Below are 20,703 nucleotides of genomic sequence, written 5' to 3' on the forward strand. Positions count from 1 at the left end.
AGGTGACGACCCCGGGCCGGCGGGAAAGGTGTTTCTGGCCTACAAAAGGCTCGCGGCGGCGAGAGGGGCGACGGGCTCCCTATTCGCCGCGCAATTTGCCGAGCTTCTCGGCCTTGTCTGGGATGACCGGCTTGCCACCGCTGTCGATCTTGCGGATGACGCGCTTCAGTCTGGTAGTGCGGTGCCCCTTGCGGCGGCGGATCTGGTGGCGGCGATCCTTGCCGAACGGCCGGACGCCGAGCCGCTTGCCTGGGCGCTCGCCGATGGATTGATCGCCGCCTCGCTGAAATGGGCGCATCCAGTGCCGCTGCTGATGGCTGAGCGCTACGGTCCGGCCTTTCGGACAATCGGGGGCAGGGGGCGCGTACGGTCGGGCGAACCGGGCTTCCCGCGTGCCGTCTGTCTGGCTTTGGTCGAGGGCACCGGCGTGGCATTACGCTTGGCGGGAGAGATCGGCCGCCGCGCCGACCAGCTTCTTGCCGTGGCGCCGAAGGTCAGGACCAAGGGTGCCGAGTCGTTATCCGCAAGTTGCTCGACGGGGACGCCGTGCCGGCCTCCGCGCCCGGCGGCACTCTCTCCCGCTGGGCCTCTACCCGGCTGCTCGAGCGGCTGGAGAGCTTTGGCGCCGTTCGCGAACTGTCGGGCCGTTCGTCCTTCCGCATCTATGGATTATGAGCATGGCTGGATCTCCTGCAACCAAAGCATCCCGCCGGAAGGCGAACGCCGCAGACGAACGCCCGTTTGATCGGGATCTGGAGGACCCGCCGCCGGAACTACGCTGGCGGGAATGGATGCTGCGGGTCGAAGCGGTGATGCGGATGAATTTGTCAGGCGCGCGACGCCGATTTCAACAAGCCGCGTAGACTCAACGGTGGTTCAACTCCGGATCGAAGCGATCGGATTATTCCCGAGCAGACGCGGAGTTGGTTTCCGCATCCGCTCCTGATTCTTTGAAAGCCTATCTTTAGTTTGGCTGGTCTAGGCGGCCTCCCAAACCTGGTTCAGAATCTTGGCCGCGAGCGCCGCCTTGTCTTGCGGGAGGAAGCGGCCATAATGCTGCTGCACCACATCCGGCGTATCCTGGATCGCATAGCTCGCCTGCTCGTAAGATCCGGTCTGCTTCAGAATGTGCGTTGCCAATATATCCCGCAAGTTATGTGGCCCGTGCGGCAGCAGGCCCTTAATCGCGCCGCGACCGGTATAGGGATTGTAGATGCCGTATCGCTGGATGATCGTGCGCCAAGCCTCATAAAACTTTGTCGAGTCGTACGCCGCGTCATAGCTCGTCGTCTTGACGGTTTTAACAAAGAACGTTCCGGGATCTTTCGCGCTGCCGAGCAACACACCGCGATGCCGATTGATATAGGCTTCCAGATATTTATAGAGGTCGAGCAGATCGGGAAGGATCAGCCGGAACGGTTTTTGTCCGAAGAAGGACGAGCCGGAATTCTTGAAGGCTACCGATGGGATCAAAACTTCCCATCCACACTCGCGATCGCTCCACCGCAACTCTCCGCACTTCATATCTTCCAGCCGGCGCTCGGACGTCGGAAAATGGCCGCGGGGGCAAAGGCGAAGCTGGCGGAGGTTCTTCTGTCGAAGTCCCAGATGCAAGCCGAGCCGAAGCATCAGGAAGGAGCGGACGGCTTCGGCGGCCGGTCGCGGATAACGATCCGGATCCGGCATCCGCTTCAGGATCTCGTCGGTGATCTTGCGATATTCCGCCAGCGGACTGTCGGCTTCCAGTATCACCATGATCGGCTCGAACGGATCGCGATGGACGCGCATGACCCGTTGAACCTCCTTCGAGCGGTTGGCGGCATGCCGGTGAAACGCGTCGCAGGCGCCGTGCCAGTCGCGCTTCGCGAATTCGATCTCTTCGGGTGCGATGAGGCCTTCGATCGGTCGAACATTGTTCAGAAGCTCCGGGTGCTGCCTGATCCAGCCCACCTCTGCGCGGGTAAGAGCCTGCGCCACCATCAGCATGTCCTCCTCCCATTTGGTGTAGAATCCACGCCGCTGCTCGCGCCATTCCAGATACCAGTCCCAGACGCCCGGAAAGATCAGAAGGCCAAAGGTCAGCTGGCTGAGCGGGACGCCGCGACCCTTGACGATCCCAGTGGGCGAAGCAGCGAGTGCGCCGAACATCAATCCAAGATGCTCGACCTTCTGCGACGCCGTCTCCTCGCCCCAGACGCCGTTTCGCTGGAAACCGATCGCCGTTAGCGTCGAGGTCTTGAATCGGATCAGGTCCGCCATCTCAATAGCCAACCGCGGCGGCGCGTCGACAACGCCGGACAGCAGGTCCGGATCTTCGAACGAATGCTCCGCAATGCTGCTTGTGCCAACGGTCGGAAAGGGCGATCGGGGAGATAATGTTACTCCGCCATAGGTGACACCCGGAAAACGGATGGCATACCGTTGCTTGCTCGCCGCCGCCTGGTAGCGGCGATAATCGGTCGAGCCGGAAATGATCACTCGCCGCACCCAGTCGAGGATTTCTTCACGCTTCGAGAATGGCAGGCTGCCAAAGTCGTCCGGCAGATGCCAGGCCAGTCTTCGCCGTTCGGCGGGGCTGATGTCGCCAAGGTCATGACCGTGCAGTGATCGCGATTGGTGCGGCAGCTTCTCTTTAAAGTATCCTTGCCGCAGTTGGTAGCGACGCTCGATACGCGACAGGATGTCGAAACTGACAATGGATCTCGGCGCACGTTCACCCTGGATCCACGACAACAGGGTCTTGTCGTCGAAGGTCTCGCCGAGGCGAACGATGGCGCGATAGAGCTGCCAATAACTGTCGCCGAACCGGCGCATGTGGTAGACCAGCGCGTCGCGGAAGGTTTCTGGATCGCCCGTCGCCTCGAACAGCGGTTCCGGAAACTCCTGTATCGGTTTCGGCTGTGAGCCTCTCTGTGCTGAAGCGGATAGGAAGTGAGCTCCGTCGCTTCCTATTCGTTGCGGCTTGCGCATGGACGATGTGGTCGACGTTGGCGCGCGCATATCAAGTTTTGTCGGTTTGGTTTTTGGCGCTGACGGTCGAACGTCTTCCAGGGCCGCTGGCGCGCCGAGCCAGCGGATGATGGCGTCGAGGCCGGGGCGGAGCTGCTTTTTCAGCTCCGTGGTCAGGTCTTCTTCGATCCCGCAGGCATCGGCGATGGCCACCCAGTTGATGCGGCCATGCAGCAAGGGCGGTGACTTGCGATAGATGATAAGGCTGATCAAGTAGGGCCTGATATTCTCCAAGGCCCGTTTCGATGTGGCCGGTGCAATGCGCACCTCACAGAATTCATAGATTTTTCGTTGAAACTGACGTGAGGCAATATCTTGTTTCGGCATGCTTAATATTCCTTCTCGGCCCCAATGCCGAGGGCGAGCCGAAATAGAAGCTCTCGTTTAACAAAGGATGTAACGTCCAGAACGGGAAGGTAGGCAGGTGAGGGCTGTCGCAAAATCCGGTGAAGCATCCGCACACATAGCCTAGCCTTCTAACAAAGCAGTACGCCGTACTGGAACTATTGTGAACTTCGTGCTACATAAAGGCAAATTCTGTAGCGCGAAGGTTTCATATGCCTACTCCCCATCAACCGTCGGCGGCTGTCAGGCGAGCTTTGCGAAAGCTTGGTGCCGACATCCAGGATGCTCGCCGCCGCCGTAAGTTGCCGATGGCAGTCGTGGCAGAGCGAGCCTTCACCTCTCGCTCCACGCTGCAAAAGATCGAGGCGGGCGACACGAATGTCAGCATCGGAATCTATGCGGGCGTCCTTCAAGCTCTCGGTCTCCTCGACGGGCTAACCCAGCTTGCTGACATCAGCAACGACAGCATTGGCCAGGCGCTTGCCAGTGCCGATCTGCCAAAGCGCGTTCGCCTGAAGCCGGCGTCGGGATCGTCTCGCGATGGCTGACTTCGAGGTTCATATCGACCTTGCTGGAGAGACTCGTAGAATTGGTCTTGCGAGGAGCAATCGCATCCGCGGCTCCGAGACCATACTGTTCGAGTATGACGATGCCTGGCTGAAGGATCCTGATCGCTTCTCGCTGGAACCCGCGCTTGCATTGACCCGTGGGGCCTTCGCTCCGCCGGCAGGATTGGCGACGTTCGGATCGATCGGCGACTCCGCCCCCGACACCTGGGGACGACGGCTCATGCAGCGCGCCGAGCGTCGCAGCGCGGAACGCGAGGCGCGACCTGTTCGCACACTCACCGAAAGCGATTACCTGCTGGGTGTCGCCGACGAAACCCGTCTTGGTGCGCTTCGATTCCGGTGGGTCGGGGAGGAGGTCTTCCAGGCTCCGATCCAGACCGGTGTCCCGGCCGTCATCGAGCTTGGTCGGCTTCTGCAGATCACCGAGCGCATTCTGCGTGACGAGGAGACGGACGAGGATCTCCAGCTCATTTTCGCTCCCGGTTCGTCATTGGGCGGCGCGCGGCCGAAAGCATCAGTCATCGATCAGCATGGCCATCTGTCCATCGCCAAGTTTCCGAAGGAGACCGACGAATACAGCATAGAGACCTGGGAGGAGATCGCCCTCCGGCTTGCTGATCAGGCCGGTATCGCGACCCCAAGTCACGAGTTGATCGAAGTGGCCGGTAAAGCCGTTATGTTGTCTAGACGTTTCGACCGTGATGGCGCCGCCCGCATTCCATTTCTGTCAGCGATGGCAATGATGGGCGCCAGGGATGGCGAGCGCGGCAGTTACCCCGAAATTGTCGATGCGCTGGCCGAGCATGGCGCGCAAGGGAAGACGGATGCGCACGCTCTCTATCGCCGGGTAGTCTTCAACGTGCTCATCTCCAACGTCGACGATCATTTGCGCAATCACGGATTCCTGTGGTTGAGCAAGGTCGGCTGGTTGCTGTCGCCGGCCTACGATCTCAATCCCGTGCCGACCGATCTCAAGGCTAGGGTGCTGACCACCAATATCGATCTCGATGAAGGCACCTGCTCGCTCGATCTCCTGGAAGCCGCATCGGAATATTTTGCGCTGACGCTGGCCCAGGCACGCATAATCGTCAAAGAGGTGGCGACCGTCACTGCGACCTGGCGTAAGACTGCCAAGGCGGTCGGCGCGCGAAGCAGCGAAATCAATCGTATGGCCAGCGCCTTCGAGCATGACGACCTGAAGCGTGCGCTTGCTCTATAGTTTTATTCTGTAAATTCAGCGAATAGGCGTGCACAATGAGCGTACTTTTAGTATACTTCAAGATAAATAGATGTATAATCATCGATAAGGGTTACTTATCGATTGTTAGGAGCTCAACTAGAAATCATACCATGTGAGGAACCGTAATGTTCTTATAGAGTTCCTATAAGAAATCATTTACCATGATTTCAATGGCTTACAATCTCGCAAAAATCAGCATAAACGCCTTGATGCGGCCGGCCTTCGACGCTGGTACCGCGCTGACGCGTCTGGACGAGCGTATTGCCCGTTCAGCGGTCGGGAGTGGGTGGATCGAACGTAAAAATTTCGCCGACGCCTGTGCCTCGCTGTGGATCGACGGCGAACTCGTCCATCTCGAAGACCTCGTCCTCCATGACGCCACCCGCGATATTCGCACACCCACGCATGAGCTGACAATCGCCCGCGACGTGCTGCGAACCCGTCGGCGCATCGCCGGCCAATCTCCGGATTGGGCTCTCTCTGTCGAGGGCATCCGCACGCTGCGGAAAACCTCGGAGATCGGGCTGGGCGGAGGGGACGAGGTGACTGTGGCCGGAGTTATTCGGCCGGCCGTGGTGACCTACGCGGAAGGGGAGGGGGACGATGTCGACAGCATCGAAAATCTACCCGGCGTCGACTATGCCGCCATTGATGCGGTGCTCGCCCGCTCCGAGGCTGCGATCGAAATCGCTACACGGCCCGGCCGGGGTGGCACGTCGGAGAAAGATCCGATGATCTATGACCTCGACTGGGACGAGGATGCCCGGCTGGATGAATGGCGCGGCGTGCTGCGCCAGGCCGAAAACTTGCCGGCGGTGCTGCAGGCCATCGTCGCCCTCGATGCCTGGAACGAGCTGGCCGTTTTGCAGCACGCCCCTTGGCTCGGCCGGCTATTTGCCGCCTCCATCCTGCGCCAGGCCGGCGTCACGACCGGTGCGAACCTGGCCACCATCAATCTGGGCCTCAAAACCATTCCGGTCGACCGCCGCCGGCATCGGGATCGGGAGACTCGGTTGCTCGCTATTGCTCACGGCTTCTTGGCGGCCGCCGAGATCGGCTTGAAAGAGCATGACCGCCTGACCCTGGCGAAAACGATGATGGACCGAAAACTGGAGGGACGGCGGACGTCGTCAAAACTGCCTGAGCTGGTTGAGCTGGTGATGGCAAAGCCAATGGTGTCGACCGGCATGGTCGCAAAGACGCTCGAGGTCACGCCGCAGGCGGCGCGGCGGATTGTGATGGAACTCGGCCTCAGGGAGATGACGGGGAGGGGGAGGTTTCGGGCGTGGGGGATATTGTGAGCAGATCACTCGGTTCGACAATAAAGGTCTTACAATGAGGTGAGGGCGCCTCGGAGAACGCGCAAAAACTGACCGTCGAGCAAAATCGCTCGCTGTTCGGCGCCTTGGTCCTCGACGGAAAGGCTGGGGATCCTTGTAACCACCTTCAGGTCAAAGAAGCGCTGCCGGTAGTAGGAGACACAAGCGAAGGCCTTTGGGCTTCAGCACCTAACCATACGGTGTCGCCAGGCTTTGTTCGTTAAGTTGTTTCAGAAGATGGATGCCAACTTGATTGGAAGTTAATACAAAGTGGTTTCTCCACGCGGATTCAGGCGCTTCTTGCCCAAGTGGGTCCGGCAGCTGCTCGAACTCGAGGAAAGAACGTAGGATCGCGACTGTGTGGGGGGAAGCACTACCGCGTCTTGTGGCAACCAAGTCGCTTGTGCCCCCGAAAGAGGACAAAGATATAAGCTTATCCGCGGCAAAAATCGGCCGTCCTTGCATTGCAGACTGGGCTATGAGCACCGTTCTCACTGACCAGGCGATGCGTTTGGCCAGGAGAATCGGCGGAATTGATTGGTGATGATGCACAAGATACCAGCCTAAGTCGCCGCCGTGGCGAACTTCGGCCTGGTAGGATAACTTGGGCTTGAAGAGGCCACGAAGAACTCCGAGCACGCCATTCGGATCGAGCACGCTCTTTGCCTCCAAGACAATATGGTACGCAAAAAGGTCGCCGTGAACCGCTTTGTCTTTCAACAATGAGAGCGGATAATAGGTCATTGAATGGTGACCATCGGTGACGTGATAGCTGCTGTTCTCGTCAGTAACCATGAGCAGGTCGTGATCTGAGTCTTCTTGCTGATCGCCTCGCGCCCAGCTTCCATATAGAAAAATGGCCTCAATAGTCATTTCAAGCGGCCAGTCTTGTGAGGAATTGGCTCATTTGCCAAGTGCCCGTCTGATTGCCTGCTTTGATAGAAGACGCGTCGCCTTCATTGTCTGATCCACGATCTCACGATTCAAGAGCACAAGCTGTTGCTTGGAAGGATGGAGTTTTCCTGGTTCAACGTCCAGATTGTGCTCGGACATAAGATAGAAAGCCATGCTAAGCCGGACTGGGCAGACCAGCCGGTTATCGGTCATGCCATATTCGACAGCTACACCGTCCTGCTGGATCCGAGGAAGCTCCGGGTTGGGGCCGATTTCGAGGTCGAGTGTGTGTGACCAGCCGTAATCCAAGTCTACGTCAACGGGAGTTGGTCCAGCCCTACGGAAGTCGGCAATGCGGTTTAAGTTGTAATCCCTGAACTCTTCGTGCTCCACGGAGTAGGCGCGAGCATACCAACGGCCAGAGTTGTAGAAGATTGCATGGGGCGCGATCGTTCGTGGAGCATCGGCATTTTCGGTAAGTGACCGATACTCGATGGTGATCAGGGTTTTATCACGGATCGCATCCAAAACGCCGAGAAGCACCCGTGAACTCGTCGGCGTTCTCTTGATTGTCGTAACGTCAAGCGGGGGAACTTCGCTGAAATCGAACCAAGTTTCATCACGCTGCATCCAGCCATTGTCGATCGCCACGAGCTGGAGCAGGAACCTTTCGGAGCTTTGCTCGATCAAAGCCGGCTTGTAGGACGAGGTTCTGACATAGGTTTTGAGCCCGCGATCATATTCCATGTTCTGCGGTGCGAGCCGTTCGTACTGAGCTAGATCTGACGATGCCTGCTGCACAGAAATGTCAAAAGTGTCGCGGATGTCACCCCGATTTACGCGCCGGTTCCAGAAAAGTCGGAAGTCGATGAACTCCAGACGCTTGCGAAGAGGCCACCTTTGGGGTGCTTCATCCAGGTTTTCCACAGCCATTCTCACATTTTTTGTTCTTAAATTCGATTTATCCGTCGTGTTTCTTGACGGATTGTCGCGTGATCCCCATCTTAATGCGTGCGATGGACTGAGGTCAACCAACCGACTTTTCCCGCAGCACACGCAACCGACGAGGAGGACGTCAATGATTGGAAACTGGGAGGCTGCGAGCCTCGTACGCATGGAGTGTTTCGATGAACATCAATATCCCCACTGGAATCAACCCGTTCCTTGATCCGGTCGACCGCATTCTTGCGGAGATCGCGTTTTCTATTCAGCTTCCGCCGTCGCTTCACGCAACTGCGGTAGGCCGCTACGAAGCGGTCAGGAAGCACCTCGAAGCCACCGCTTCGTTTTTTGGCGATATCGAGCATTTTTACCCGCAGGGCTCCATGGCGATCGACGCCACTATTTCGACCCGCGGCACTGACGACGAATACGACATTGATATCATCGCGCAGGTTGGTGGCAGGTTTCGGACCATGTCCCCGCTTGACGTTCTGCTCACTCTGGAACGTGGGCTGACGGGATACCGCGGCCTTAAGGTGACGCGCCAGACTCGCTGCGTCACAGTGCACTATGCGGACAACATGCATCTCGACATTAGCCCCGTTGTCCGCGATTACGGTTTCCCCGATCGACAAAGCCACATCATGCATGCGAAGGGTCCGCAACATGGTGCCGACGACTGTCGTGTTCCGACCAACGCACACGCGTTTGTCGAATGGTACAAGCGCAACACTCCCAACGAGACGGTTGTGCGGGATGCCTTCCGGCAGCGCTGGCTCGATGCCAAAGGGTTCGCCGCGGATGCCGAGGTCGATGACGTTCCGGACCAGACGCATTTCGGCGTCAAGAGCATGGCAACGCTCGCTCTGCAGCTCGTCAAGCGCTACCGCAACATTCGCTATGACGATCCGCGTCGCGCGGGCCGAATGCCGCCGTCGGTGATGCTTGCATACTATGCGGCAAAAACGTCTCGTCCTGGTCAAACTCTCACAGAGGCACTCGTGGGCGTTTGCAACGCGATTATCGCCGATATCGCGTATGCCAGCGCCCGAGGTCGGAAGCTGCACGTAGCGAATCCAGAGTATGATAGCGACGTCTTTACGGACCGTTGGCCCGAAAACGTTCAACAGCAGAACCTGTTTGCAAACGACCTGCGCGAACTGGTTCACGGTCTTCAGGTCTTGCGCGCCGGCAAGGCGGATCTGACCAAGATGCCTGATTGGCTTCGGCAAATGTTCGGCGGACGCGTGGTGACATCCGTCATCGATCGCATGGCTGCCAGCAACGGTTCGGCGATCCGGTCTGCGACGCAGCTTTACACCCCGGCTGGTGGCGTTATTGCCGGCGCTGCCGCGCTCGCCGCTCCTGCTGTTGCAAAGACGTCACCCATCATTAGACCATCGTCACACACGTTCTTCGGAGACGCTCCATGAGCGTCCTGCTTCCTTTGTCTATCCGCGAACAGGATGCGGAACTTCGGCTAGATTGGCCGAACTTCCGTACTGTCTTGTTCGAGCCAGGGCGCGAGCGTGTGATTTGGCGTGGGGAGGTGCGGCCCGGGATCAATCACTACACGATCGAGATCGAGTATTCGATAGAGCGGGTGATCATGGGGCCAAAGGTTCGGGTGGTTTCTCCGTCGCTGACTAGGTTGCCCGGAAATCCAGAAGGCAGTCTCCCGCATGTCTACGATCGCGATACCGATCCGTATCTCTGCCTTTTCGACCCGCGGGCACGTGAGTGGACGGGTTGGATGTCCATTTCAAAAAAGATTGTTCCTTGGACGTTGGATTGGTTGGTCTGCTACGAGGGTTGGCTCTTGACCGGGGTCTGGCACGGCGGTGGCCGCCACGTTACCAACGAAATCGGGATGAGCTTTGATCTTGAGGGTTCGCGATGAATTACGTTCCACCTCGGCGCTCTGACGGCACAATCGAGCACACCCGTGTGAAGCTCCCTTGGCCAAAGGACCGGTTGTTTCGCATCCTGACAATTGATGGTGGCGGGATCCGCGGCCTTTTTCCAGCAGCGTATTTAGCGGAAATCGAGCGAAGATTTCTGGGCGGCGCTTCGATTGCTAAGTATTTCGACATGGTCGCCGGCACCTCGACTGGCGGCATCATCGCCCTTGGCTTGGCAGCAGGGAAGACCGCCCGAGAAATCTCGGAGATTTATACGGACCGTGGCGAGTACATATTTCCGAGGCCAAAACCATTCACAGATCTGTGGAGGTGGCTCCGCTCAATGCGAGCATCGAAGTATGACCGTTCGGCATTGCAGAGCGAACTGCTGAGGGTTTTCGGTCACGAGGTCCTCGACAATGCAAAGACGCGAGTCGTTGTCCCCTCGTTCGAGGGTGAGTACGGTGAGCCTTTCATATACAAGACACCTCATCATCCCGACTATCAGAAGGATCGCCACAAGGCGTTCGTCGATATCGCGCAACACACCGCCGCGGCGCCGTCGTACTTTGCTGCGGTCGAGAACCATGGCTACCAAATGCTGGATGGTGGCATCTGGGCAAACAATCCGATCATGCAGGCGCTGGTAGATGTCCTCGCTTGCTACGATGTTCCTCGAGAGAACATCCGTATTTTGTCCATCGGGACCGGAGACGAAACCGTTGAACTAGCGAAACGCCATCTGTCAGGAGGCAAGATCGATTGGGGTGTGTCGATGAAGGTCCCGTTGCTGTTCCGGCTCGCGGCTCGCGCTCAATCCAAGAACGCCTTAGGTCAGGCATTTCTCCTGGTCGGCAAGCCAAACGTCATCAGGGTGGATATGGACGAGCGCGAGCGACACATGGATCTCGACGATGTCGTCCGGGCTAAGGCGGAGCTGCCAAACTTCGCTCGAGCGCATGCCGAGTCGAATGGGCAGCTTATCAAGCACATTTTCTTGGCTGACGAAGTCGATGAGTTCGTCAGGTGCGCGCACGGTTGACAAGGGTGAAGCATTTTCATTTTTTTGGCGCCGTTACTAGTGTCATTCGAAAGCGGGCTGGTAGTTGTTCTGGCCGCGAAAGGGCAGGTGGAACATGGGTTGGGGTGATAGGCAGAGGGATTTCGATACCATCTTGGCTGTCTGGCCCAGCTACGAGCCACTGACTGGTATATGGCGAATGCAAGAGCTTGCGGTTGACAAGACTGGCAATCCGAAATGGCGTGATCGTCAGATCACCGGTCCGGGGGGTGGCATCAAGATGGACTGGTACAAAGAGGCCGATGCAGCCCTCGCTGCCCGACTCGAGTTGAATGCTCGTTATGCGGCCGAACTGGAGATGAGCCCCATCGACGAGGAAACCCGGCGCTCGTTTCAGCTCAAGGCTTCAAAATCACTTCAAGCAAAGGAGAGACTGCAGTCCGAGGAGGAGCTGATGCTCGCGGAAGCCCGACGTCGTAAGGCATCAGTGCCGGTCCCGCACGCGTCGGAGCTGAAGTTAACACCAAAGGCGGAGCCATTTAGGGAGGCACTCGCGCATGCGTTGGCCGAGTTTCCTTATGTCACCGGCGTACGCGTCGGAGACCTTCACGAGCGCACGGCTATGGCCAAATCGTACATTGGAGTTTGGGATTTGGTGGCTAAAGGCAATCTGAACAAGCATGGCGCTAAGCTAATCGAGCGTTCGAAGATCGCATCCGGCTTTGATCTCAACCCGACTGAACACTGGGGAGAGGTGAAAGCCAAGATCCGACAGGTATTGCTTCCGCGCGCGAACCAGTTGTTGCAGCTGGCGAGTGTTCAAAGGTTGCTAGATGAGGCATTGGCACGTGGTGAGCGCGCCCTGGTCTGCAATGGGGTCGTGTTCTGGTACGAGCCCGACGGACATCTAGGGTGGCAGGTCAAGTCGACAGACAGCGGGAAATCAGAAGAGGGTACGACACTCTGGACAGAAGGTACTATCGTTTCCGCCAATCACGGGCGGTTGGTCATCCTTCCCTTTATTAAGGACAATGGCGAGCGCGTAAAAGGACACACGCGCAACGCGCCCGGAGACGGTCCTTCAAAGCCCAGACATCCGAGCCAGTACGTCGAAATACCGTTCAAGGTATTGAACAGTGATCTCATGATCGGACTGTTCGGAGAACTTCCGTATGAGTAGCATCGGCCGGAGATGCCATGCGGCGACGGCTGCTTTTTTGGGAACCGGAGAGATCAAAGTCAATATCAATGGATGATCTGGTCGCTGATTGCACTCGGTTTCGCGAAGCTATCCTAGCTGCGCATACGAACCCGCTGATGCAACCGCTGTCCAACCGCGTTCTTGCTTTGGAGGACTTGCATCCAGTGCGCCGGCGCAGACGACTAATCCATTCGGCCAGCAAAGGTATTTGGTGTTGCAACACCGGGTCGCGCGTTGGTATCCGCTCAACAAACCAGGAAGAACCATTTTGCCGTCACAGTGACACGAGCGGCCACACCCGTCTTCTCTCCCATGGCACCGAGGGATTTATTTCTGGCACTAATGACGTTTAGAGGAAGGCTCGTGGGGCGATGCTAATCTAAGACTAGGCTTCGAAGCGAAGCCAGCATATTGGAATTACTGGACAAGTGGATGCTAGCGGTTTCAAGGGTGGTCTCATGACCAGTAATACGGTGGCGCGCCTGAACCGCATCTTTCTTACCAAGACCGGGGTGGTGTGGATAAAGCAGTGTCAGACGCGGGGCCTTATAGAGCTGTGAATAGGCCATCATCTGATAAACATCCGCCTGCGAAACACCCTGTGTGGGATCATCGATCCGCGCCGATATCCGCTTCCACTTGGTGTCGATGACATGGACGACCCTGCCGCCCTGGCGGATCAGGATATCGGGCCGGGTCTGGAACAGGGCGCGTCCGCTGTCCTGCGCGCTCAGGCAAAACAGCCGTCCGCCCTGCAACGAAACAGTGAGCCCGGTTCCTGCCAAGGCGCGGGCGATCAAGCGCCCGACATATTCCTCGAACAACGCGTTCATCTCGAACAGCATGGCGGTGCCCTGGCCGGCGCCGCCAGTGGTTGTCTGGTAGCGGTCCTGCAAAAAGAGCCGGGCCATGGCGAAGAGCTCCTGCCAGGATCGGTTGGTGCGGTCGATCACAACCTGATCCCAGCGCAGCGCGGACACCGGTACCTCGGTCATATCGGCATAGACGAAGGCCAGCTCGCGCAGACGCTGCTGGTTGGCGGGCCGGCGCGAGAGGTGCGCCAGGCGCTGCACGGCCGCTTTAATGATCCGGTTAAGCGGCGTATCTTCGGACAGGAGATCGAAGCGGCAGGCAAGGCGCGATGGATTGACCGCATGACGGGTGAACTGGCGGGTGATGTCGAGCTGGCCGCGCAAAGTCGGCAGATCGTGTTGGCAAGTGATATAGCGGCGCGGCATGCCCTTGCGCAGCGCTTCGGTCAGCTTGTCGCAAAAGATGCGGATCAGGATTTCGAGCAGGGTCTCGCGCTGCCAGGCAAGATCGGTGATGACGCCCAGGTCAATTTTCAAATCCAGCGCGACGGCCAGCATATGCACCAGCCGCTTACGGATCGCTGCGTTCTGGTGATCGGTTGTTTCACCGGGCGCCACATCGATCTTGGGCAGGATCTCCAGGCTCGCATCGCCCGCCGCCAGAATTCCGACCACGCCGCGCGCGCGCAAAGCATGCCGGCCATGTTCGAGCACGCCGCTGCCGCCGCGTCCGGCAAAGGCCGAGCGAGCCGCCAGTGCCGCCAGCTTACCGGCGTAACCGTCGGGAATCTGCCCCGCGCCTTCGCCGTAGGCGAGCTTGTCCCATTCCCGAAGCGTATAGGCGGGCATCAGGCGGCAAAGTCCGAAAAATCGAAGTGCGCCTTGACGCTCCAGCGCAACTTGTCGCCGCCCAGCTCATCATCGGCAAAACCAGCCGGCGCCGCCAGCCGCCGCGCTTCGAGGAAATGGGAGCCATTGGTGCCGTCTCCATCGCCCAGCACCGCGGCGACCTTTGACCAATCCTCGTAGAAATACTCCGCCAAGAGCGGGATGACCTTTTGGCGCATGACATCCTCGACATCGGCGCGGCTACGGCAGCCAGTGAAATAGGCGTGGCCGATCTGGTGTTCGCGATCGAAGAGATATTCGATCCGCTCGTTGATAGTGTGCAGCAGCTTGCACAGATCGATCCCCTCGAGATTTGCGGCATCAAGCCCTCTGGCCGCCAGCGCCCGGCGCAGTTCCTCGATATCGGGCATCAGCTCGCGGAAGGTGAAGCGGCGGCGCAGAGCGGTGTCGAGCAGCGCGATCGACCGGTCCGCGGTGTTCATCGTGCCGATAATGTGCAGGTTGGCCGGCACGCCGAAACTCGTCCCCGAATAGGGAAGCCGCACGCGGACCTCGTTTTCACAGCCGAGCCGCTTGTCGGTTTCGAGCAGCGTGATCAGCTCGCCGAACACCTTGGAGATATTGGCCCTGTTGATCTCGTCGATAACCAGGACATGCGGCCGCGCGCCGGCCACTGGCCGCTCGGCATTGGGATCCATCACCACCGCTTCGAGCGCATCCCAGTCAATGCGGTCCGGATCAAGCCGGTAGGCTGACTGGCGGCGGAAATTACGAGCATAGAATGGCGCGCGCTCCGCGCCATTATCATCGCGCCAGATCCATTCGACACTGCGCCGGTGTGGATGGAAATCGGCGTCGGCATCGAAATAATACTCGCTGCTCACCCGGCCAAAGGCACGGTAGCTGTCACGGCCATCGGAGATGACGACATAGTCCCCGACCTGCAGGCCGGAGCGAAAGGCGTAAAGCATCTCGATATTGGGGTCCTTGCCGGATGCGCCGGGATCCTTCTGATCGTTCCACGTCTTCCGGATTTCTTCGAAATCATCGAAGCGCTCGTCGGACCAGTCGATATCGCCGCCCCAGCCAAGATGGATCAGCCCGCCATCAAGCCCTTCGCGGATTCGGTCTTCCTGGCTGCCGCGCTGACCGAGCGCGATCTTGTAGATCGGGCGCGAGCGGTCGAGCCGCTTGGCCGGCGCATCGCCGGTGTCGAGCCGCGCTCTCTCGCTGATGATCTTGAACACGCCGCCATGGGGTTTGAGACTAAAGCCACCCGAAGTGCTGGCAGCCTCATCGTCGCCTTCCTGTTCGACGCCTGTCGTCGGTCGCAGCCCCTCGACGAAATCTTCGTAGGCGAATGACTGGTGAAAGGTGACGAATTCGATCCGTCCCTCACCGGCAAGACGGCGATACTCGGCCATCAGAGCATCGCGGTCATCGCGCAGTGGTTCGGCTGCGGCTTCGCCCAGGCAAAGCCGCACGGCCTCCCAGGCGGTGACATAGGTCTTGCCGGTCCCCGGCGGGCCGTAAAGGATGAGATTGGTGGTCGCGGGCATCGCGGTCATCGGTTCAAAGGTCATGGCTTGGTGCCCTTCCGCTGAGGCGAGCTGGTAGGTGAAAACGGTAGAACTGCTAGGATTTGGCAGCGTGTGCGAGGGCGCCGGCACATTGGCGAGCTTCTGAAATTTCTCGCCGCCGAGCGCGCTGCAGATTGCCGGGAACGCGCTGGGTAGCCCCATGTCGCGGCCAAGATCACCGGCGCGAATTGCAATGTCTGCCGCGCCGTTCTCACGGGCAGGTTCGACATAATAGTTTCGCGCACAGAGCCGGATGCGATCTGCGTCGCGGATCAGATGCTCGTAGCGCTCCGGCGGGGTGACCGGTGCGTCATCGGCATCGACGATGATGTAACCCGCATTGTGGAGCTGGGCGGCGGCATCGGCCTTCTGTCCCCACCCGCCATTGAGCTGCGTCTTGCCGCGCAGGAAGCCAACGATCGGCTTGGACGGATAGACGCGACCCGGCCGCGCGCGTGTCGAGCGCACCCAATGGTCACGCGGCTCGCCAAAGGCCTCGAAGATGGCGGCGTGTTCGCCCGACTGGCGGTAGCTATCATAGGCGTCCATCGCCGCCTCGATCGCTTCTCGCGAAAAGATAGCCACATCTTCTTCCTTGTAATTGTGGACGATCCACAGCGCGCTTTGCACATCGATCATGTCGCGCGGCGCCAGACCCCGGTCCGCAAAAGCGGTGCGCACGGCCTGCATGAAGCGCCATTCGTCGCGATAGGTGTCGGTCATCGACGCATGATCGGGAAAGCGGCTGCCAACCGCTTCGAGCCAGAGGTCCTGGCGCACAGAGTGGCGGATATAAATGCCCTCGTCCGGAGCGAGATGGAGGAACAGGAATTCGGCGATCTGGCGCGCCGGATCGGGCTTGCCGTCCGGGACGGCCCCGATCCACGCGTCAACGAAGGCCTTCAGCGCCGAGGCGTGACCGTCCGCTGCGCCAAGCGCTGCGTCGACAAGCGCGCGCAAGGCCGGCCAGAGCAGCTCGCGATCGGCGTCTCCCTTGGACGACATGGGCAAATAAACGCGCCAATCTACCAGATTGCTTTTTGAAAGCGCGCTGTGAACGGCATCGGCCAATTCTTTATCCGACCCAGCTTTCGCGATCGCCGTCTTGAGCTCGGCGGCAATCGCCAGCTTGTAGGTCCGCTCTGCCTCATCGAAATGCGGATCGGGCGGGTCGAACCGGTCAAAGGCGGGAAAGAATCGGCGTAGCCGTTTGATCCAGCGCGTGATCGCAGCCGGGTTAAGCACTAGCGCGTCGCCAGACCGCAACAGCACCGCGATCAGCCGGCGTAAGGCATCGTCGCTCTCGATTGGCACGACAAGACAAGGACCATTCTCAAATGCCCAACTGCTATTGAGCCCGGTGTGCCGGCCTCCCCCAGCGCCCTTGTTTGGATCGAAGGGCTTCTTTTCGCAGTCGAAGCTCTCCCCCTTCAGAAGGGGCTCCCATTTGGGATGGAGATAAAAGTTTCGTGCCAAACCCTCAATGCCCCACAGCAGCAGCTCGCCAGCGCCAAATTTGAAGGGCAGCATCTTCTTCGCGTGACCATCTCCGGGGCGCAACCCCGCGCCACGGATCAACCCAAGATACGCGTGACGCTGCACGGCATACCTTGGATCATTCTCATCGAGGCGCGCCTCGAACTTCTCCCACATTCAAACGCCTCCAAATTCAGGCAGTGCGCATAGCGTGTTGACGAGGCGCATCTGTTCAACGGTGTTGCATTTTGCTTCGCGCAACCGCGGCGCCCCGAAGACGAGCGCCAGGCCTTTGGCGCGCGAGACAGCGACATTGATGCGGTTGAGCGAGAACAGGAAATCCATGCCGCGCGGTGTTTCCTCGACTGAGGAGGCGGTCATGGACACCAGACAGACGGGTGCTTCCTGCCCCTGGAATTTGTCGACCGTGCCGACACGAATGCCAGCGGGCAAAGCGTCTTGCAGGGTATTGACCTGCGCGTTGTAGGGCGCAACGACGATAATATCGGCGGGCTCAAAGGCGCGCGTTGTCCCATCCTTATCGGTCCAACTTCCCGAGAGCAGATCGTCGATCGCAGCCTGAATGGCAGCGACTTCCTCGGCTGCGATCTGGGCATTGCCCTCATGGACGACCGGCACCCAGAAAGCACCAGCTTCAGGAAAGCCCGTCCCGCGGACTGCCTGGACGGCTGAATCAGGCGCGCTAACGAGCCTGCCTTCATAGACCTGCCGCGAAATAAACCCACAGACATCGGGATGCATACGGCGCGAGACCGGCAGAAAGATGCCGCGATCGGGCGGGATGGTGGCGTGCTCGCCCAGCATCCACTCAAGACAGGAAAGGTTGGCCGGATCGGGATGGGCACCCTGGATGACCTGCGGCAATTGCCGGGGATCGCCGACCAAAACAATGTTGCGCGCGCAGCGCCCCATGGCGACCATATTGGCCAGCCCCACTTGCCCGGCTTCATCGATGAAGAGCCAGTCGAGCGCCTGCTCGTGCTCGGATCGGGCAAAAAAGAAGGCGGTGCCGCCGACCACATGGGCGCGGCTCCAGAGGGAATCGTCATTGGCCGTCGAGCGGATGACGCCGGTACAGTCGTCCGGATAACCGTCTTCGCCGCTGCTGACCTTGTGCCCGATGCGCAGGCCCGGGACAGGATCGCCATCATCTTGCGCGGCAAGGCACCCCATCAGCACATTGCGGATCGCCTCATGGCTGTTCGAGGCCACGCCAACACGGTGCCCCTGGCGCACTAGCGCAAGGATTGCTCGTGCGGTCACATAGGTCTTGCCGGTTCCCGGCGGCCCTTGGATTGGCAGCACGGTGCCATCCATGGCGGCGATCGCCGCGATCGTGCCGGTCAGTGGATCGGCGCCATCAAGCAGATCGGCGCGCGGTCCCGTCACCAGACGTGGAGCCGTGCGCGCAAGCAAATCATCGAGCGCGGTCAGGCGGCGCGCACCGCACTGATCTTCGATCACATCGCGCAGGGCCGCTGCAATGACGTCCGTATTGAGCGGCCAGTCCGGGTGGAGCGTCAGGCGATCGGTCAATAGATGCGCCTTGGCCGCCCCCGCCTTGACCGCGATGATCCGCTCACTGCGGTCGAGCTCTTCGATGCTGACCGTGGCCGGCGGTCCGTCAATGACTGGGACCGTCGCTTTGCGGCCGGCCCGCAGCTTGGTCTCCTGGAGCGGAAAGCGATAGCGGCGCAGCACCGAGCGTTTGACGGGTTCTGCCGCATGAATGGCTTCCAGGCCGGCCAACGCATCGAGATCGTCGATCAGCTCGTCCTCGTCCTTGCCAGCGCTGTCGAAAACCGCCCATTGCGCCGGCTTGGCCTCGCGCTTGTGAAACAGGCCGAGGTTGAACAACATGTCTTGCCGCTCTTGCGGCAGACCGGATGTGGCAAGCTTCGAGCGCAGGGACTGCGTATCGGCGTCCTCCTCGACTTCCTTGTCGCCGGCATCCACCGCAAGCACCGGCCAGGGCGCGGCGGGACGGATACTCACCAACCAGTCGCGCAGCTCCTCTGTCGAAATACAGTCGATGCGGTTATAGTCTTCGATCTCGTCGAGGATCGTTTGTTCGCCGGTTTCGCGCCAGCGCTCATAGGCCACGACCGAGCCGCCGGCGGTTTTGACCTCACCTTTGCGCACCCGGCCATAGAAGGCTTCCATCGACTTGATCGAGTAATTGGCTTCCGAGCCGATCAGCGCGCCGCGCACCACCGCGAAAAGATCGACAAAGCGCCGCTCGCGCAGCAGGCGATCGAGAAAGGCCTCGCCGGTTCCATACTGTGCGGTCAGCCGCCGCAAGGCGGTGATCTCATAGGGCGCATAGTGATAGATGCGCGCCTCGGGATAGGCTGCGAGCCTTTGCCGGAAAAATTCCAGAAGGTCTGCCAAGGCCCGGGCTTCGGCGCCGTGATCATGCGCCCAGAAAGCCTTGAACTGGCCGTCGAACCAGACGCCGTGGAGATATTCGAGCCCGCCTTCGTAATGCGGATCGCCCTCGATATCGTAGAAAAGATCGCCCGGCTGCGGCGCGGGCAAAAGATCAAAGCCCTTGCCGGGTTCGGCCTCACGCAACTCGAAGGCCGGCGTCCCGGTCTTGCGGGAGTGCTGCAGGCGCGCCTGTGGCACCAGCCGCGCCCGGGTGGTCTCTGCCATGCCGCGGATGGGATGATCGAGCCCGGCCAGCCGCTCCATGGTGGTGATACCAGCCGCCTCGAGCTTCTTGACTTGGGTCCTGGTAATATTGGCAACGTTGAACAGGCTGTCTTCGGCCTGCCACTGGCCTTCGCAGTGATCGCCCCAGCGGCAAAGCCCACAATCGGCACAGGGGATCGGCCGGGTCGGCGCCGGGTTTCCCAGGAAAGCCTCGAGCCGCTGACGCGCCATGCGTGCATAGGCCCGATAGTCCGCGAGCCGTAGCTGCGCCCGGCTACCATCACCGAGTTCAACATTGGCAAATTCCGGGGCGACGCCTTGAATGTCGGTCAGCAAATCCGAGTAGAGTACCAGCTGCAGCACATGTTTGGGATGGGGGCGCCGCTTGAGCTTGGTGTCGGTGACTTCGTAGCTGAAGGGGCCGAGATCGGACGGGCGCTCGACGCGCTCGAAAAAGTCGGACCAACCGCCCCAATTGTCGCCCAGCAGCGCCCCTTGGAAGACGACCTGCGGACCGCGTGCCAAAGCCGCCCGGGTTGTCTGCGCATTCTCGGCAAGGTCGGAGCGATCGATCTCGATCACCGTCACACCTGACGCTTTCAGTGTGGCCAGGTGAGCCGCTTCGTGGGCATCGCCCTGTTTCTGGAGCAGCGCCGCATCCTCGGTATCTTCGCGCGGCACTGGCCCCTTGCCATGCATATAGGCGAGATCGAGCGCGGTTGCGTGAGCGCAGCCCATGAACCGCATCAGATCCGATGCGGACAAGAGTATCCGATCCCCCTCAATCGTTCGCATTGTTGCCCCCTGGTCGAATGCAATCCGCGGCAAGACTTGCATCTCGACAGATTGCACGTTCAGCCATAGCGTGC

13 protein-coding genes and 1 pseudogene are annotated in these 20,703 nt (G+C 59.7%); 8 read left to right on the plus strand and 6 right to left on the minus strand.

Going from position 1 to position 20,703, the window contains the following annotated elements; all coding sequences use genetic code 11:
• Nucleotides 1–675: pseudogene (locus H4I99_RS22155) on the plus strand (DUF1403 family protein); the annotation flags it as partial.
• Nucleotides 676–978: 303 nt separating this feature from the next.
• On the opposite strand, the gene H4I99_RS22165 reads toward H4I99_RS22155, so the two are convergent.
• Nucleotides 979–3,336: a hypothetical protein gene (locus H4I99_RS22165; protein ID WP_163897307.1), complete on the minus strand. Its 2,358-nt coding sequence runs from the start codon at nucleotides 3,334–3,336 to the stop codon at nucleotides 979–981.
• Nucleotides 3,337–3,566: 230 nt separating this feature from the next.
• On the opposite strand from H4I99_RS22165, the gene H4I99_RS22170 reads away from it, so the two are divergent.
• From H4I99_RS22170 to H4I99_RS22180, 3 genes are all read left to right on the plus strand, one after another.
• Nucleotides 3,567–3,902, plus strand: a complete 336-nt coding sequence (locus tag H4I99_RS22170) for a helix-turn-helix domain-containing protein (RefSeq protein WP_163897305.1) — start codon at nucleotides 3,567–3,569, stop codon at nucleotides 3,900–3,902.
• Nucleotides 3,895–5,142 (plus strand): type II toxin-antitoxin system HipA family toxin, encoded by a 1,248-nt coding sequence (locus H4I99_RS22175; RefSeq protein ID WP_163897303.1) that lies wholly within the window; start codon nucleotides 3,895–3,897, stop codon nucleotides 5,140–5,142. Before H4I99_RS22170 ends, H4I99_RS22175 begins: the two co-directional genes overlap by 8 nt.
• A 182-nt stretch (nucleotides 5,143–5,324) precedes the next feature.
• A complete protein-coding gene (locus H4I99_RS22180; RefSeq protein WP_163897301.1) occupies nucleotides 5,325–6,464 on the plus strand; it encodes an RHE_PE00001 family protein in 1,140 nt (379 codons plus the stop codon).
• 207 nt (nucleotides 6,465–6,671) lie between these two features.
• Here the strand turns inward: H4I99_RS22180 and H4I99_RS22185 are convergent, their stop codons facing one another.
• Both H4I99_RS22185 and H4I99_RS22190 read right to left on the minus strand, forming a co-directional pair.
• Nucleotides 6,672–7,355 carry a nucleotidyltransferase domain-containing protein gene (locus tag H4I99_RS22185; protein ID WP_163897299.1) on the minus strand — a complete coding sequence of 228 codons (684 nt, stop codon included), beginning with the start codon at nucleotides 7,353–7,355 and terminating at the stop codon, nucleotides 6,672–6,674.
• Between the two features lie 30 nt (nucleotides 7,356–7,385).
• Nucleotides 7,386–8,309 carry a WYL domain-containing protein gene (locus H4I99_RS22190; RefSeq protein ID WP_244625247.1) on the minus strand — a complete coding sequence of 308 codons (924 nt, stop codon included), beginning with the start codon at nucleotides 8,307–8,309 and terminating at the stop codon, nucleotides 7,386–7,388.
• Between the two features lie 194 nt (nucleotides 8,310–8,503).
• Between H4I99_RS22190 and H4I99_RS22195 the strand changes: the two genes are divergently transcribed.
• From H4I99_RS22195 to H4I99_RS22210, 4 genes are all read left to right on the plus strand, one after another.
• Complete coding sequence (locus H4I99_RS22195; RefSeq protein WP_163897297.1) at nucleotides 8,504–9,751, plus strand: nucleotidyltransferase domain-containing protein; 1,248 nt, start codon at nucleotides 8,504–8,506, stop codon at nucleotides 9,749–9,751.
• Entirely contained in the window at nucleotides 9,748–10,218 is a 471-nt protein-coding gene (locus H4I99_RS22200) for a type II CBASS E2 protein (protein ID WP_163897295.1), read from the plus strand. Before H4I99_RS22195 ends, H4I99_RS22200 begins: the two co-directional genes overlap by 4 nt.
• Nucleotides 10,215–11,261, plus strand: a complete 1,047-nt coding sequence (locus H4I99_RS22205) for a CBASS cGAMP-activated phospholipase (protein WP_163897293.1) — start codon at nucleotides 10,215–10,217, stop codon at nucleotides 11,259–11,261. Before H4I99_RS22200 ends, H4I99_RS22205 begins: the two co-directional genes overlap by 4 nt.
• Nucleotides 11,262–11,439: 178 nt before the next feature.
• On the plus strand, nucleotides 11,440–12,420 hold the full coding sequence (locus tag H4I99_RS22210; protein WP_244625248.1) for a hypothetical protein: 981 nt from the start codon (nucleotides 11,440–11,442) through the stop codon (nucleotides 12,418–12,420).
• Between the two features lie 395 nt (nucleotides 12,421–12,815).
• Here H4I99_RS22210 and H4I99_RS22215 read toward each other — a convergent pair whose 3' ends face one another.
• The 3 genes from H4I99_RS22215 to H4I99_RS22225 are packed head-to-tail and all read right to left on the minus strand — an operon-like array spanning nucleotide 12,816 to nucleotide 20,599.
• Nucleotides 12,816–14,102 carry an McrC family protein gene (locus H4I99_RS22215; RefSeq protein WP_163897289.1) on the minus strand — a complete coding sequence of 429 codons (1,287 nt, stop codon included), beginning with the start codon at nucleotides 14,100–14,102 and terminating at the stop codon, nucleotides 12,816–12,818.
• On the minus strand, nucleotides 14,102–17,335 hold the full coding sequence (locus tag H4I99_RS22220; protein WP_244625249.1) for a DUF8426 domain-containing protein: 3,234 nt from the start codon (nucleotides 17,333–17,335) through the stop codon (nucleotides 14,102–14,104). The genes H4I99_RS22215 and H4I99_RS22220 overlap by 1 nt, the downstream gene beginning before the upstream one ends.
• Entirely contained in the window at nucleotides 17,336–20,599 is a 3,264-nt protein-coding gene (locus tag H4I99_RS22225) for a TM0106 family RecB-like putative nuclease (protein ID WP_244625251.1), read from the minus strand.
• Between the last annotated feature and the right edge of the window lie 104 nt (nucleotides 20,600–20,703).

Origin of the sequence: Paenirhizobium daejeonense (genome assembly GCF_014280875.1) — a bacterium.
Taxonomy (GTDB): Bacteria; Pseudomonadota; Alphaproteobacteria; order Rhizobiales; family Rhizobiaceae; genus Allorhizobium; species Allorhizobium daejeonense.

Excerpts from the sequence above, each read along its gene's own strand:
- H4I99_RS22180 (WP_163897301.1), top strand. The coding sequence starts at position 5,325 with ATGATTTCAATGGCTTACAATCTCGCAAAAATCAGCATAAACGCCTTG.
- H4I99_RS22165 (WP_163897307.1), bottom strand. The coding sequence starts at position 3,336 with ATGCCGAAACAAGATATTGCCTCACGTCAGTTTCAACGAAAAATCTAT.
- H4I99_RS22200 (WP_163897295.1), top strand. The coding sequence starts at position 9,748 with ATGAGCGTCCTGCTTCCTTTGTCTATCCGCGAACAGGATGCGGAACTT.
- H4I99_RS22175 (WP_163897303.1), top strand. The coding sequence starts at position 3,895 with ATGGCTGACTTCGAGGTTCATATCGACCTTGCTGGAGAGACTCGTAGA.
- H4I99_RS22190 (WP_244625247.1), bottom strand. The coding sequence starts at position 8,309 with ATGGCTGTGGAAAACCTGGATGAAGCACCCCAAAGGTGGCCTCTTCGC.
- H4I99_RS22170 (WP_163897305.1), top strand. The coding sequence starts at position 3,567 with ATGCCTACTCCCCATCAACCGTCGGCGGCTGTCAGGCGAGCTTTGCGA.
- H4I99_RS22195 (WP_163897297.1), top strand. The coding sequence starts at position 8,504 with ATGAACATCAATATCCCCACTGGAATCAACCCGTTCCTTGATCCGGTC.
- H4I99_RS22210 (WP_244625248.1), top strand. The coding sequence starts at position 11,440 with ATGCAAGAGCTTGCGGTTGACAAGACTGGCAATCCGAAATGGCGTGAT.
- H4I99_RS22185 (WP_163897299.1), bottom strand. The coding sequence starts at position 7,355 with ATGACTATTGAGGCCATTTTTCTATATGGAAGCTGGGCGCGAGGCGAT.
- H4I99_RS22215 (WP_163897289.1), bottom strand. The coding sequence starts at position 14,102 with ATGCCCGCCTATACGCTTCGGGAATGGGACAAGCTCGCCTACGGCGAA.
- H4I99_RS22220 (WP_244625249.1), bottom strand. The coding sequence starts at position 17,335 with ATGTGGGAGAAGTTCGAGGCGCGCCTCGATGAGAATGATCCAAGGTAT.
- H4I99_RS22205 (WP_163897293.1), top strand. The coding sequence starts at position 10,215 with ATGAATTACGTTCCACCTCGGCGCTCTGACGGCACAATCGAGCACACC.